This window comes from Cupriavidus sp. IK-TO18 (genome assembly GCF_015549295.1).
In the GTDB taxonomy this organism is placed as follows: Bacteria; Pseudomonadota; Gammaproteobacteria; order Burkholderiales; family Burkholderiaceae; genus Cupriavidus; species Cupriavidus oxalaticus_A.
Genome location: NZ_JADGMP010000019.1, coordinates 130,648 through 144,642 on the forward strand (window position 1 = coordinate 130,648; position 13,995 = coordinate 144,642).

Below are 13,995 nucleotides of genomic sequence, written 5' to 3' on the forward strand. Positions count from 1 at the left end.
TTGCGCTGCCAACGGCTGAGGTGTATAAAAGTTAGGAAGTTTATTGCTTTCTCATAAATTACCTAACTTCCCTACAACCATGGATCCGATCCTCAACCCATACGCCCCGGGCGCAGGAAGTCCTCCTCCAGAATTGGCAGGCCGCGGCGACGTGCGAGAAGCTGTCCGTATCTGCATAGAACGGCTCCGGCGTGGCCGGCATGCTAAGAGCGTATTGATGGTTGGTCTCCGGGGGGTTGGGAAAACGGTTCTACTCGATCAGATGAGACACGACGCCGAAGCTAGCGGCGCTCACACTGTTCGTATAGAAGCGCCGGAAAATAGATCGCTTCCGGCGATGCTCGCTCCGCAGTTGCGCCTCGCTCTGCTTCGACTGAGCCGCGTGGAGGCGGCCAAGGAATATGCGGTTCGGGGACTGCGAGCACTTGCCGGCTTCGCCAGCAAGCTGAAAGTCACATACAACGACATTGAAGTGGGGCTGGACTTTGACCCAGAGCCCGGTCTGGCGGACAACGGTGACCTGGAGGGCGATCTGACGGCCCTTTTGGAGCAGGTGGGGGAGGCCGCTAGGCAGGCTCAAACCGTGCTCGTCATCTTCATCGATGAACTGCAGTATGTGGAAGAAGGGCAGATGGCGGCGCTGATTTCGGCGCTGCATCGCTGTACTCAACGCCAGCTTCCCGTTACTGTCGTCGGCGCCGGATTGCCGCAATTGCGAGGTCGGATGGGTGAAGCGAAGTCATATGCGGAGAGGCTGTTTAACTTCCCGGAAATCGGACCCCTGGCCAGGCCTGACGCCACACAGGCGCTCGTGAAACCCGCAGAAGACGAAGGGGTTGCGCTTGAGCCAGAGGCGGTCGATCGTATCCTGTCGGAGACGAAGGGTTACCCGTACTTTTTGCAGGAATGGGGCAAACATGCTTGGGACGTGGCGCCCCAGAGTCCTATCACGGGCAACGACGTGGCAGGAGCCTCGACTGAGGCCATTGCTGCGCTAGACGAGAGCTTTTTTCGAGTTCGTTTTGATCGATTGACTCCAGCGGAGAAGCGGTATTTGAGGGCCATGGCAGAACTTGGGCCAGGCCCGCATCGCTCCGGCGATATCGCTCAGCAACTGGGTCGCAACGTGCAGTCGTTTGGTCCCACTCGCAGCAGCCTCATTCTAAAAGGCATGATATGGAGTCCCACACATGGGGACACGGCGTTCACGGTGCCGCTGTTTGATGAGTTCATGAAGCGAATCATGCCGGGTAACGAATGGGCGAACGGTCAAGCTGCTGAGCAGTGAGTGGGGTTGCCCCGTGGAAACCGAACAGCTTGCCCTGGGGCCATACATTCGCACGACGCGACCCGGCCCAGCTATCGACTTTGAAGAAATGATGAGATCTCTCCCAGTGGCTTTGACCGCGGTGGCCCTAGCCACGGCATGCGCATCGGTATCGGAACGGGCCTTCGACGTTGTCAATGGAGACTACACGAAGGCGACTAATGACCAGCTTTGCGCTGTCTATGGTTTTCGGGCCAATGGCGCAGATAAAGCGCGAAACGAACTGATTCGGCGTGGCGTTTTTTCCGGTTCGGATTGGGCTAATATTGACGCTAGGAAGCTAGCCATCGGCATGCCGGAATGCGCCGTGGCAGCCGCAGCATTCGTACACTACGCGCGCGTGGAAGGGGGGCAGCATAACGGATCCGCATTTCGCAACTATATCTACTCGTGCAACTCCGCACCTGTTCCGCACTGCCCATTCACTCAGATCACAATCCAAAACGGCGTCGTGACGTCAGTGGCACCACGGAGCGTCCTTTAATCACTTTCGCCGCGTAAATCGACGGCCAGCCTCGCTTGACCGATCACTGGGGTGTACAACCGGAGGTTCCTGCATGCCGCCAATTCCAACTCCACCACATTGGGGCCGCGACAATCTGTCCGAATTCGCAACGAAAGCGTTTTCCAACGAGATGGCAACCTTCGTGCAAGAGACGGCATGGTATAGCCTGCTCGTAAGCCTTGATGCCACACTAAAGGAATGCGCCGGGCAGGTAATGCGAGAGGTAGTAGTGGCCCAAGACGAGCCAATCGGCAGACTTCTATTTTTGCAGGCCCACAGTCAGTACATTGCGACGGCGCGCTCTGCTGCGGCGGGCCATTGCGCAGCGGTGTTCCCCGTGGGGCGAGCGGCAGTGGAGGCAGCTTGCTACGCCTGGCACATCATTGCTGATCCGTCGGCTGCGCAACGATGGCAAGACAAGTCACAAGACCGAGATGCCTTGCGAATTTGGAACCGCGAGTTCTCGTTCGGTAGCATATGCCGGGAGATAGGCGAACAGCACGCAGGGACGGCAACGTGGGCGCGATACATACATCAAACGGCGATCGATCATGGGGCGCACCCAAACCAGCATGCTTTGTTCGGCAACATGGTTCATGTTGCGCGCGAAGACGGAGGACTTGAGCTGGGCATGACCTATTTGCACGGTTGGGGCCTGGAGTTTCTTAACGCAGCTAAATTTGCGGTCGAGGTCGGCATGCTGGTCGTGCGCTTATTTGAACTTGCATTGCCTCTCAGTGCAGTTCCACTGCAGACTGCTGCGCGCTTGACGCAGGCTAGGACATTGCTCTCTGCCTTGATTGAGGTCGCGCGCCCGATGGTCGAAGCTGAGCTGAGAGGACCTTGAATGTAAAAACGGTAGTGCGGCCGCCTAAATCTTCCTTGACTTTGGCCGATATAGAGCATGCTGAGTTAGCTCGCATTGTCTTCTATGACCAAAACAGGAGAAACCGTTGAAGCACGTAATCCTCTTTGCAACGCTCGCACTGGCTTGCGCTGGCGCGCAAGCTGCATCCGGCAAGTTGAAAATTGATGTCGATTCCCCCGGCTTTGTATCTGGCAGCAGGGTCATCGAATTCGAGAACGGTGTTCCGCAGACAATCGTCTTCAGCCAGCCCTCTGCGGAGAAGTTTGATCCGCGATGCTCTGTCTTGGGCCTGGTATCGGCCAGCGGGGAGGTACCAACGAAGGTCGCCTTGATAATCGCCGCCACAAAGTTTGACGGCGGCACCATAGAAGTCCAGACGAAGCTCCTCGCCAGTAAGGCTGGCCCTACGCGTGAGCAACTTGTCTCCGTCAAGGGAGACAAGGCGCGATGCCCGTCGATTCGCGGCGAGGAAACGGTCATAACTTCGAGCGTTGGAAAAGCTGGCACTGAGATTCTTCGCGCAACCAGCTTTGACAACCTTGAGTTGGCTGTAAAGCTTACCGCGCAGTAAGACTGGGGAAGGGCGCCCCATCTTTCCTGGCTGGTTGGCGGCCAAAAGGCAAGTAGCTTGTGAGAAAGCGCCCCTTGAGATGCACGAACCAGCCTGGCCTTCGTGTGAGCGAACTTAATATGGAATGACGTTCGCAACGGGCGGCAACCGAGAGAGTAACAAATGACATTCCAATTCACCGAAAAAGAAGACACCTATGTCGGCCTTTCTGGCGACGGGCAGTTTCACCTGATTCCAAAGGCAAAGATTCAAGGCATTGAGGTAAAGAGTGGCGGCAACGACGACTTCCAGGTGTTTCTCAACACCTCCCAGCGTCAGTTTCCACTGGGGAGTGCATACGGCACCCGCGATGAAGCCCAAGCCTACGCGCGAAAGCAAGCGATGGAGATCCTTTAGTCGAGAGTAGTGGCTGCCCGAGAGGTGGCTTTTTCGTCTGTGACACCCATGCCGATTACTGCCTTATCGGCATGGCGTGATTTCAGCAGACAAGATCCTATACGCTAGCGAGGGACGGGCAGGGACGTCTTTCCTAACTTCAGTCTGCGCCGAGGCTGCAACTAATTTGTGCGTTCAGTACTCAGTACGGCTATCATTTTCGGCCGCCAAAAATTGTTCATAGGCGGTTGTCGACGGGGAGGTATTGCGATGCGTAGCTATAAAGATGATGATGACTTGGTGCCGTCTGATGCAGATCGTGCTGAGCAGGACGCGAAGAATGCGCTCAATCTCGATGGAGTTCCCGACGAGGAACTCATCCCGGAGGCACGGGAGGCCGTGGCAGCCCTCGTCAAGCAGAGCACCCCGGGCCAGAACCGAGGGTGGATCGTCCGCGATGGCGATGCTTATCTGTGCCCGGCGGGGGGCGATGTCGGCTTCACCAACGAACTGAAAGAGGCCGGCGCATTTGCGTCGTACGAGGAGGCCAAGTCGGCCGCGCAGGACCACTGCGACCCGGGCTACGACATCCTCCCTGATACCCGCTGAGCGCTTCAAAGCGCCTGTAGGACAAGCAGCGCCAGGGAGGGCGAGAGCAAAGAGAAGCGCCCCTCCAGGGCAATCAGGCGACCCACGCGCCCGCACCGGCCGGTAGCCGGCACTGGAAGAGGACGACCCGATGACGATCGAGAAGGCTTGGACCTATGCCGAGCTGACAGCGGACGCCGAGCGCGAAATAGAAAATTGCCGGCAATGGCCGCTGAGCTACGAACGGGAACCGATGGCCTTTGGTGTCCTTGTCCTCTGGATCAGGCTGACGGGCGGTAACCGGGTCGAGGCCGACGCGGAACGGCTGCAGGCGCTGGTGAAAAGCATCATGACATCAGTCACCCCGCCGGCGCCGTGAACCCACATGCCGCCAATCGGGAGGCTTTTTTGTCACCCTTTGCCGATACTTATCCTTATCGGCATGGCGCTTGTCTGCGCAAAAAGACCAGGTTCCTGGCTGAGCCCGAACAAGACTTATGCAGGAATTCAGCTCTCTAACGTTTACGGCCTATTCCTACGGGTTCCACGCGCGCGGCTCAGGCGGGCTGGACTGCTTCCTCGAGGCGAAGTGGAACTTCAGCACGAAGAGAATTTTCTGGCACTGGTACATCCGGGACGCTGCGCTTATCGTACCGGCCAGCGGCGACGCCGAGACCCCGGAAGCCGACGAGGCCGCCATGCGCGCCTGGCTGGACCAGCGGCACAACCTCCGGCTGAGACAGCCGGCCCAGCCTGAGGAACTCGACCATGGCCAATGAGGTGCTGGCGCAGCCTGCCCTGTGGGGGGCAGTGGGCGGCCTGGTGGTGGCGGTGTTCAACCAGGCGTTCACGTTCTGGAAGGAACATCGTCACCGCCGTGACGAGCACCAGCGCGAGCGCACACGCACAGCCCTAACCGTGGCAGTGGCGCTTGAATCATTCGCGCTCGACTGTGCAAACTGCATCGAGCGGATTCAGGTCTTGCGAAAGCTGCCCGGGCCATTTTCGCACCCTGACTTTCCAGCGTTGGAGATGCCAGCCTCGCCCGACTGGCGCTGGGTTCGCCCCCATCTGGCGAGCGAGATCTTAGGGTTGGCGCTCAAAGTCAAAGCCAGCCATCAACAGCTGCCAAAGGGGCCGAGCTTGCCGGGTAGTCCCAACGCAAGGCCTGATGGAGACGAATTATGCCGGAGGAAGTCGTTGGTCCGCTTCTGCCCGCGTTGAAGGCAATCCAGCCGGGCAATGCGGCCACCATCCTCACGGACGGGGCATGGCGCGACTAAAATGGTACCTGAGCCAAACGTCAGGGAGGCAACGATGTGCTATTCCGCGCAAATTCAAGCCGACTACCGGAAATATGTTCGGACTTTCGGCAGCGATGTCAGCCTTGAACGCTTTGTCGAGCTCTTTTGGGAGAAGCGCCGAGACGGCGGCTGGTCTAAGCTGCCGAAAGCAATGAGGGCTGCGTTTCGAAGTGCGGCAAGCTCGGAGGATCTCGCCATAGCGGACCTTGTTGAGGCAGGTGACAACGAGCAGGGGGCCGCTCTCGAAACAGAACTTTTCCAGCAGAGGACACGCCTGACGGTCGCAGAGCGTACGCTCGAAGCCAAGCCGACGAAGAAGGCGGAGAACGACAAGCGCATCGCGACCGACAAGATTGCAAGGGCGCAACGCAATCTTGCAGACCTGCAGCGAACCGATTTGCTGGATCGAGACTCGCGTATTTTTCCGGGCCATTACGCGCCTGTTATGGTGGTCCAGGACGGTCGTCGGGTCGTGATTCCGATGCGTTACCAGTGCAGATTGCCGGGGTGGACGCCTGCGATGGAGCGTCAGAAGCCTGGCACCTACAACGCCCGCCGAGACAACCTCAAGAAGGCTTGGCGTCAGCTCTACGGGTACAAGCACGGCATCATGATCGTCAACGCATTCTACGAGAATGTCGCACGGCATCGCCTGGAGCAACGCGAGCTGGCACCTGGCGAGCAGGAGGAAAACGTGGTGTTGGAGTTCAGGCCGGAGCCGCGGCAGGACATGCTGGTGGCCTGCCTATGGTCGGTCACAAAAGGGGGAGAGGGCGAGGCCGATCTTTACTCGTTTGCTGCCATCACCGACGAGCCGCCTGCTGAAGTGTCGGCAGCGGGGCACGATCGATGTATCGTACCGATCAAACCGGAGCGCCTGGAATCTTGGCTGAATCCCGACGCGAAGAACTTGGCCGCGCTCGATGCAATCCTTGACGATCGCAGCCGGCCGTACTACGAACACCGCATGGCCGCATAGTAGCGCTCGTTTTCTTTTGCGCCGCCGGAGCTAATCAAATGCGTGTTGGCCGTCCAATCCCTGCGCCTCCCCAGCCCGTTTGCGATTACTGCGGCGGGAAGGCGGTTCTCGCACGCGCCGGCGAGGAAATCTATCCTTATGTCGAAGACCACGGCCCAGTGTGGATTTGTTCGTCCTGTCAGGCCTGGATAGGCGTGCGGGCGCGTAGCAAGCACCACGCGCCGCTTGGCCGATTGGCCGATGCGGCGTTGCGCGAAAGGAAACGCAGTTTCCACGATGCGCTTGAGCCTCTTGTCACCGCGAAGATGCGGCGCGATGGTGTGAATGCCTTCGAGGCCCGCGGTAAAGCGATGAAATGGCTCATCGCGTCGTTGGGGATTGAAGTATCCAGCCCTAACATCCACGCGCTTTCGCTGGAACAATGCGATCAAGCGATCCATCTCATCGCCGAGTTCCAGGGGTCATGCCACGATAAGGCCAATCGGCTATCATAAGCCTTGTGGTTATATAGACTGGCAAAGACATTCCCGTCAGTTATAACGATGGTCTAGGATTTTGCCACCGTCCTCGGCTAGACTGGCTGGCCCTTCAGCGATTGCCGAGATCCTGTATGGCCACCGTCGAGCGTACCGCTTACCCGCGTTTCCCGAAGGTTTTCTCCACCAAGGAGCTACAGGCGTGCTACACGCCGGATGCCGAGGAACTGGAGTGGGCCACCCGTTCAACCCGTGGACAAGGTCCACGACTTGGCTTGCTGGTGCTGCTGAAGGTCTTCCAGCAACTGCATTACTTCCCCAACCTGGACAGCATTCCCGTCGTCGTGATCGACCACGTGCGCGCCAGCGCTGGTCTGGCGCCGGATGCCGCGTTTGGCTATGACCGCAAGCTGTCCCCCACGCTGTACCGGCATTACACGGCGGTGCGCGAATTTCTTGGCGTCCAGCCCTATATTGGCACCGATGCCAACGAGGTCACGATTCGCGCCGCACGCGAAGCCGCGGAAACGATGGACCAGCAGGTGGACATCATCAACGCCACCATCGATGCGCTGATCCTCCACCAGGTCGAGCTGCCAGCGTTCTCCACCCTGGACAACATTGCCGAGCAGATTCACACCCGCACGCAGACCGCGCTGTTTCGACGCGTCGCAAGGCGCTTGTCGGATGAGGAGCGGCAGCGGCTGGACCGGCTTCTCACCCGGGAATTCACCAACCGCCTGACCGCCTACAACAACATCAAGCGCCACGCGCGCCGCCCGTCACGCAAGCATCTCAGCCTGCTCATAGAACACCTGACCTTACTCGATGGTCTTGGCGATTTCTCTCGCGCAATCGCAGGCGTGCCAGCCTCGAAGCTGCGCTCGCTGGCCAGCCAGGCCATGAGCCTGGACGCGGCCAATCTACGGGAGATCCTGCCTGAGAAGCGCTACACACTGATCGTCGCCTTGCTCAACCATATGCGCGTGCGCACCCGCGACGATCTCGCGGAGATGTTCATCCGTCGCATGGGCGCCATCCACAAGCGGGCGCGCGACGAGATGGAGCGCATCCAGTCCCGTCAGCGCGCGCAGATGGAGAAGCTGGTCATCTTGCTCGATGGCGTAGTGGATATCGTCGCCGATGGCCAGGACGATGCGCTGATCGGCCGGCAGGTGCGCCGCTTCCTCGCGCCGTCCGGCGACCTGGAGCCGCTGCGCGAGAGCTGCGCCGAGGTGCGGGCCTTCAGCGGCAACAACTACCTGCCGCTGCTATGGCGGCATTTCCGTGCGCACCGCTCGGTGATGCTGCGCCTGGCGCAGGTGCTGGAATGGGAGTCGACCAGCCAGTCGCGCACGCTGCTGGCGGCACTTGCGGTGGTGCTGGACAATGAATCCCTGCATCGCGAATGGATCGCCGCCGACGTCGACGTGAGCTTCGCCTCGGAACGGTGGCGCAAGCTGGTGCGCCGCCCCCACGACCAGGGCGCCCCCACCAACCGGCGCTACCTGGAGAGTGCGTGCTCTCGCATATGGTCAACGAGCTGCGTTCCGGCGACTTGTGCGTGGTGGGATCCGACGCCTTTGCCGATTACCGGGCGCACCTACTGCCCTGGCGGGAATGCGAACGGCGCCTGCCCGAATACTGCGCCAAGCTGGACATGCCGACCAACGCGCAGGACTTGTGGCGCATCTACGCCAGTGGCTGGCCGACACGGCGCGTACGCTGGATGCCAGTTTTCCCGACAAGCGCCAGCACGTCACCATCGGCCAGGACGGGGAACCCGTGCTCAAGCGGACGATCGCCAGGGAGATCCCGGCCAGCGCGATCGCCCTGCAACAGGCGCTGATCCGGCGCATGCCGACGCGCAATCTGCTGGACGTGCTGGCCAACATCGAGCACTGGACCCACTTCACGCGGCACTTCGGCCCACTCTCCGGCAGCGACCCCAAGATCCGCAATGCGGCCGAGCGCTACCTGCTGACCATCTTCGCCATGGGCTGCAACCTGGGGCCCACCCAGGCCGCCCGCCATATGGGGGATCGGGTCACGCCGCACATGATGTCGTTCGTCAACCGTCGGCATCTGAGCCTGGAGCGTCTCGAAACCGCGCAGCGGGAATTGATCGAACTGTATCTGCGGCTCGACCTGCCTAAGCACTGGGGGGATGGCAAGACCGTCGCGGCTGACGGCACCCAGTACGACTTCTACGACAATAATCTGCTGGCCGGCTACCACTTCCGCTACCGGAAGATGGGCGCGGTGGCCTACCGGCACGTGGCCGACAACTACATCGCGGTGTTTCGGCATTTCATTCCGCCCGGCGTGTGGGAAGCCATCTACGTGATCGAGGGTCTGCTCAAGGCCGGCTTGAGCGTCGAGGCCGATACCGTGCACGCCGACACCCAGGGCCAGTCGGCCGCGGTGTTCGCCTTCACGCATCTGCTGGGCATCAAGCTGATGCCGCGCATCCGCAACTGGCAGGATCTGAAGCTTTACCGTGCCGATGCCGATACCAAATACAAGCACATCGACCGGCTGTTCTCGGACACCGTGGACTGGGACCTGATCGCCTTCCACTGGCAGGACCTGATGCAGGTCGCGCTGTCGATCCAGGCCGGCACCATCTCTTCGCCGCTTCTGCTGCGCCGGTTCGGCTCGGAAAGCCGCCGCAACCGCCTGTTTCTGGCGGCGCAGGAACTCGGCAAGGTCGTGCGCACGGCGTTTCTGCTCGAATGGATTGGCAGCCGCGAACTCCGCCAGGAGATCACCGCCACTACCAACAAGATCGAGTCCTACAATGGCTTTGCCAAATGGTTCTCGTTCGGCGGTGACGTGCTGGCCGAAAACGACCCCGACGAACAGCAGAAGCGCCTGCGCTACAACGACCTGATCGCCTCGGCCGTGATTCTGCAGAACACGGCGGACATGATGCAGGCCCTGCGCGCGATGGTGAAGGAAGGGATCAAGGTCGACGTGGCCGACATTGGCTTCCTGAGTCCCTACCTCACCAGCAACATCAAGCGCTTCGGCGACTATAAACTCAACCTGGAGCGGGTGCCGGAAGCCTGGATTCGCGACAGCCTCTTTGCCGGTCCCGCCCATTCCGTCCGCAAGCCTCGCCATGCCTGACATCGATACACCTTACGGCAGGGTCGACGCCGAGGCGTTGCAAGCGCTTCGGGACACGTTCGACACGACCACCATCCTGCGCGTGGTGGACCAACTCGATGCGATCCGCGCGCGTTGCTGTGAGCCAGCCGGGCTGCGCGACGATCTGCTGTGCTTGCACGGCATGGCACATACTCTGATCAACGGCGCCGCATTGTCGTATCCAACCACTGGCCCGACCCTCGTGGACCAAGCCGAGGCCATCATAGAAGAACTGGACGACTGGATCTTGCTCCTCAAACGCGCCGTGCAAGCGCTGCGCCCGCTGGAGCCGCTTCGCCCTCGCGACGATAGCTGACTCGGCCAGGTCGCTTGCCCGTCGAGACGGCGCATGTGAGGCCGGCTGCGACGATGCGGCAGAACAGAAGCGGGAACGAGCCGGGGCAGCGTAGCCGCGTCCACTACGCCTTTTGGCGCACTTATCCTGCTTGCAGCGATGCGATCAGCGGGCAGGATACGTTGCCCTGCCGGGCATGGCAGGCGCACACCAGCTCAGACAGAACGGCCTCCATGCGTGTCAGGTCGGCAAGCTTTGCGCGCACGTCGTTGAGCTTGTGCTCGGCCAGGCTACCGGCCTCCTCGCAATGGGTGCCATCCTCCAGCAGGAGCAGTTCGGCGATCTCGTCCAGGCTGAAGCCCAGCCGTTGGGCCGCTTTCACGAACCGCACGCGCGTCACATCCGCATCGCCATAGCGGCGGATGCTGCCATAAGGCTTGTCCGGCTCCGGCAGCAGCCCCTTGCGCTGGTAGAACCGAATGGTTTCGACATTGACCTCGGCCGCCTTGGCGAAGGCGCCGATGGTCAAATTCTCCAAATTGCGCTCCATCCCGCTTGACTCCGTACAAATGTACGGAAGTAAGCTTACGTTATCCCTTCCCGATTCGAAAGGTCAAGCGCATGTTGAAACCGCAACACGGGCGCCGCGCCCTCTTGGCCGGCGGGCTGGCCGCCATCCTCGCCTCCACCTGCTGCCTGGGGCCGCTGGTCCTGGTGGCGCTCGGTTTCAGCGGGGCCTGGATCGGTAACCTGACCGCGCTGGAGCCATATCGGCCCCTGTTTATCGGCACGGCGCTAGTGGCACTGTTCCTCGGCTGGCGGCGCATTTTCCGCCCGGCGCAAATCTGCAAGCCGGGCGAGGCCTGCGCTATCCCGCAGGTACGCGCCACCTACAAGCTCATTTTCTGGGTCGTCGCTCTGCTGGTTCTGGTTGCGCTCGGATTTCCCTACGTGATGCCGTTTTTCTACTGATCAGGAGTTCGCCATGAAGAAGCTGTTTGCCGCCCTCGCGCTCGCTGCCGTCGCTCCCGCGTGGGCCGCCATGCAAACCGTCACGCTGTCCGTGCCGGGCATGACTTGCGAAACCTGCCCGATCACGGTCAAAAAAGCGCTCTCCAAGGTCGACGGCGTGAGCAAGACCGATGTGAGCTTCGAGAAGCGCCAGGCCGTCGTCACCTTTGACGATGCCAAGACCGGCGTGCAGAAACTGACCAAGGCGACCGAGGACGCGGGCTATCCGTCCAGCGTCAAGCGGTAAGCCCCGCAGCGAACACGGGAGTGACGCCATGGGACGGATCACGCGCGTGGCCAACAAGGCAGGGGCGCTCGGCGGCATCGTCTCGGCGATGGGTTGCGCAAGTTGCTTTCCCGCCATCGCCGGCCTGGGCGCGGCCATTGGCCTGGGCTTCCTGAGCCAGTACGAAGGGCTGTTCATAAGCGTCCTGCTGCCGGTGTTCGCTGGCATCGCGCTGCTCGCCAATGCCACCGCCTGGCTTAACCATCGGCAGTGGCAACGGACTGCGCTCGGCGTGATCGGCCCAATTCTGGTGCTGGCCGCGGTGTATTTGACGGTTGGCTGGCGAAGTGAAGCGCTGCTCTATGTCGGCCTGGCCTTCATGGTCGGGGTATCGATCTGGGACTTTGTCTCGCCGGCGAAGCGCTGCGGGGCACCGAACGCCTGTGAACCCCCGGCCAAGCGCGGCTGACCGCGTTGGCCGCTGCCGAGATGAACAAAGGAACTGTGGCATGACCCACTTGACGATCACTGGAATGACCTGTGACTCGTGCGCCGTGCACGTCAAGGATGTCTTGGAGAAGGTGCCCGGCGTGCGGTCGGCGGTCGTGTCGTACCCGAAAGGCATGGCGCAAATCGACACCGAGCCCGGCATGTTGCCAGATGCGCTGGCTGCCGCCGTGGCCGGACTTGGCTACCAGGTCATGCTCGCCGAGGCCCCGCCGGCGGAAAAGCGCGGCAGCCTGCTCGACACGGCCATAGGCTGGCCAGGCGGCGGCGACAAGGGCGCGGACCATGCTAGCGCCCTGCGCATTGCCGTCATTGGCAGCGGCGGCGCCGCGATGGCGGCGACACTCAAGGCCGTCGAGCAAGGCGCGCAGGTGACCCTGATCGAGCGCGGCACCATCGGCGGCACCTGCGTCAATGTCGGCTGCGTGCCGTCCAAGATCATGATCCGCGCGGCCCACATCGCTCATCTGCGCCGCGAAAGCCCGTTCGACGGGGGCATCCAGGCCACGCCACCGGCGATCCTGCGCGAGCGCCTGCTCGCCCAGCAGCAGGGGCGTGTCGATGAGCTGCGCCACGCCAAGTATGAGGGCATCCTGGCAAGCACGCCTGCAATCACGGTGCTGCGCGGCGAGGCCCGCTTCCAGAACGGGCACACCCTGAGCGTGCGCCTGGCCGAAGGCGGCGACCGCGAGGTGGCATTTGACCGCTGCCTGATCGCCACTGGCGCCAGCGCGGCCGTGCCGCCGATCCCCGGTCTGAAGGACACCCCGTACTGGACCTCGAACGAGGCGCTGGCCAGCGACACCCTGCCCAAGCGGCTGGCCGTGATCGGCTCGTCGGTGGTGGCCGTGGAGCTGGCACAGGCGTTCGCTCGACTCGGCAGCCAGGTCACGATTCTGGCACGCAGTACGCTGTTCTTCCGGGAAGACCCGGCCATCGGCGAAGCCGTCACGGCCGCCTTCCGGGCCGAGGGCATCACGGTGCTGGATCACACGCAGGCCAGCCAGGTGGCCTACGCGGATGGCGAATTCGTGCTCACCACCGGGGGCGGCGAAATCCGCGCAGACCAGTTGCTGATCGCCACCGGCCGCGCGCCCAACACGCGTGAACTGGCACTGGAGGCGGCGGGGGTGACGGTCAACGCGCAGGGCGCCATCGTCATCGACCGTGGCATGCGCACCACCGCACCCCACATCTACGCCGCCGGCGACTGCACCGACCAGCCGCAATTCGTCTACGTAGCGGCGGCGGCCGGCACCCGCGCGGCGATCAACATGACCGGAGGCGATGCCGCGCTCGATCTGAGCGCCGTGCCGGCGGTCGTATTCACCGACCCGCAGGTCGCCACCGTGGGCTACAGCGAGGCGGAAGCGCACCATGACGGCATCGAGACCGGTAGCCGGCTGCTCACGCTCGACAATGTGCCGCGCGCGCTCGCCAACTTCGACACCTGCGGATTCATCAAGCTGGTCACCGAGGCCGGCACTGGCCGTCTGATCGGCGTGCAGGCGGTCGCACCGGAAGCTGGCGAGCTGATTCAGACGGCGGCGCTAGCAATCCGGGCGTGCATGACTGTGTTGGAACTGGCCGATCAGTTGTTCCCATACTTGACGATGGTCGAGGGGTTAAAGCTCGCCGCGCAGGCCTTCTCCAAGGATGTGGCCCAGTTGTCCTGCTGTGCCGGATGAGGTAATGACCGTTTCGAGGACCCGCTTTGCGGCAGGCCTAAAGCGCGGGCGACTCTTTACATTGTCCGCGGCAACTATGTCCCGCGCAGTGCGTCCTGCTGTCTGCTGATGCCAAGCCACTA

At 61.7% G+C, this 13,995-nt stretch carries 16 protein-coding genes and 1 pseudogene; 16 read left to right on the plus strand and 1 reads right to left on the minus strand.

Annotated elements, in window-relative coordinates; genetic code table 11:
• Positions 1-79 precede the first annotated feature (79 nt).
• The 12 genes and pseudogenes from IPF36_RS16975 (at position 80) to tnpC (ending at position 10,462) form a co-directional block, all read left to right on the plus strand.
• A complete protein-coding gene (locus IPF36_RS16975; protein ID WP_195429088.1) occupies positions 80-1,288 on the plus strand; it encodes an ATP-binding protein in 1,209 nt (402 codons plus the stop codon).
• A 596-nt stretch (positions 1,289-1,884) separates the two neighbouring features.
• A complete protein-coding gene (locus IPF36_RS16980; RefSeq protein WP_195429090.1) occupies positions 1,885-2,679 on the plus strand; it encodes a hypothetical protein in 795 nt (264 codons plus the stop codon).
• Positions 2,680-2,785: 106 nt separating this feature from the next.
• Entirely contained in the window at positions 2,786-3,271 is a 486-nt protein-coding gene (locus tag IPF36_RS16985) for a hypothetical protein (protein WP_195429091.1), read from the plus strand.
• Between the two features lie 162 nt (positions 3,272-3,433).
• The gene (locus IPF36_RS16990; protein WP_195429093.1) at positions 3,434-3,667 is read left to right on the plus strand and encodes a hypothetical protein; all 234 of its coding nucleotides are present in this window, start codon (positions 3,434-3,436) and stop codon (positions 3,665-3,667) included.
• A gap of 249 nt (positions 3,668-3,916) precedes the next feature.
• Positions 3,917-4,255 (plus strand): hypothetical protein, encoded by a 339-nt coding sequence (locus IPF36_RS34390; RefSeq protein ID WP_218959610.1) that lies wholly within the window; start codon positions 3,917-3,919, stop codon positions 4,253-4,255.
• Between the two features lie 130 nt (positions 4,256-4,385).
• Positions 4,386-4,613, plus strand: coding sequence for a hypothetical protein (locus IPF36_RS17000; RefSeq protein ID WP_195429095.1), 228 nt, complete (start codon positions 4,386-4,388; stop codon positions 4,611-4,613).
• A 118-nt stretch (positions 4,614-4,731) separates the two neighbouring features.
• Complete coding sequence (locus IPF36_RS17005) at positions 4,732-5,013, plus strand: hypothetical protein (RefSeq protein WP_195429097.1); 282 nt, start codon at positions 4,732-4,734, stop codon at positions 5,011-5,013.
• On the plus strand, positions 5,003-5,458 hold the full coding sequence (locus IPF36_RS17010; protein WP_195429099.1) for a hypothetical protein: 456 nt from the start codon (positions 5,003-5,005) through the stop codon (positions 5,456-5,458). Before IPF36_RS17005 ends, IPF36_RS17010 begins: the two co-directional genes overlap by 11 nt.
• A 93-nt stretch (positions 5,459-5,551) precedes the next feature.
• Complete coding sequence (locus tag IPF36_RS17015; protein ID WP_195429101.1) at positions 5,552-6,517, plus strand: SOS response-associated peptidase family protein; 966 nt, start codon at positions 5,552-5,554, stop codon at positions 6,515-6,517.
• Between the two features lie 38 nt (positions 6,518-6,555).
• A complete protein-coding gene (locus tag IPF36_RS17020) occupies positions 6,556-7,011 on the plus strand; it encodes a zinc-finger-containing protein (protein ID WP_195429102.1) in 456 nt (151 codons plus the stop codon).
• 116 nt (positions 7,012-7,127) lie between these two features.
• Positions 7,128-10,125 (plus strand): annotated as a pseudogene (locus tag IPF36_RS17025) (Tn3 family transposase).
• Positions 10,118-10,462: a Tn3 family transposase post-transcriptional regulator TnpC gene (gene tnpC, locus IPF36_RS17030; protein ID WP_195429104.1), complete on the plus strand. Its 345-nt coding sequence runs from the start codon at positions 10,118-10,120 to the stop codon at positions 10,460-10,462. Before IPF36_RS17025 ends, tnpC begins: the two are co-directional and overlap by 8 nt.
• Before the next feature lie 121 nt (positions 10,463-10,583).
• Here tnpC and merR read toward each other — a convergent pair whose 3' ends face one another.
• Positions 10,584-10,991 (minus strand): Hg(II)-responsive transcriptional regulator, encoded by a 408-nt coding sequence (gene merR, locus IPF36_RS17035; RefSeq protein ID WP_195429107.1) that lies wholly within the window; start codon positions 10,989-10,991, stop codon positions 10,584-10,586.
• A 71-nt stretch (positions 10,992-11,062) separates the two neighbouring features.
• Between merR and merT the strand changes: the two genes are divergently transcribed.
• From merT to merA, 4 genes are read left to right on the plus strand one after another with little or no spacing between them, the layout of a single operon-like run.
• Positions 11,063-11,413 (plus strand): mercuric ion transporter MerT, encoded by a 351-nt coding sequence (merT, locus tag IPF36_RS17040; RefSeq protein WP_195429109.1) that lies wholly within the window; start codon positions 11,063-11,065, stop codon positions 11,411-11,413.
• Positions 11,414-11,426: 13 nt separating this feature from the next.
• A complete protein-coding gene (merP, locus tag IPF36_RS17045) occupies positions 11,427-11,699 on the plus strand; it encodes a mercury resistance system periplasmic binding protein MerP (protein ID WP_195429111.1) in 273 nt (90 codons plus the stop codon).
• Positions 11,700-11,727: 28 nt separating this feature from the next.
• Positions 11,728-12,147 (plus strand): organomercurial transporter MerC, encoded by a 420-nt coding sequence (merC, locus tag IPF36_RS17050; RefSeq protein WP_195429112.1) that lies wholly within the window; start codon positions 11,728-11,730, stop codon positions 12,145-12,147.
• 40 nt (positions 12,148-12,187) lie between these two features.
• A complete protein-coding gene (merA, locus tag IPF36_RS17055; RefSeq protein ID WP_195429114.1) occupies positions 12,188-13,873 on the plus strand; it encodes a mercury(II) reductase in 1,686 nt (561 codons plus the stop codon).
• The last annotated feature ends 122 nt before the right edge of the window (positions 13,874-13,995 follow it).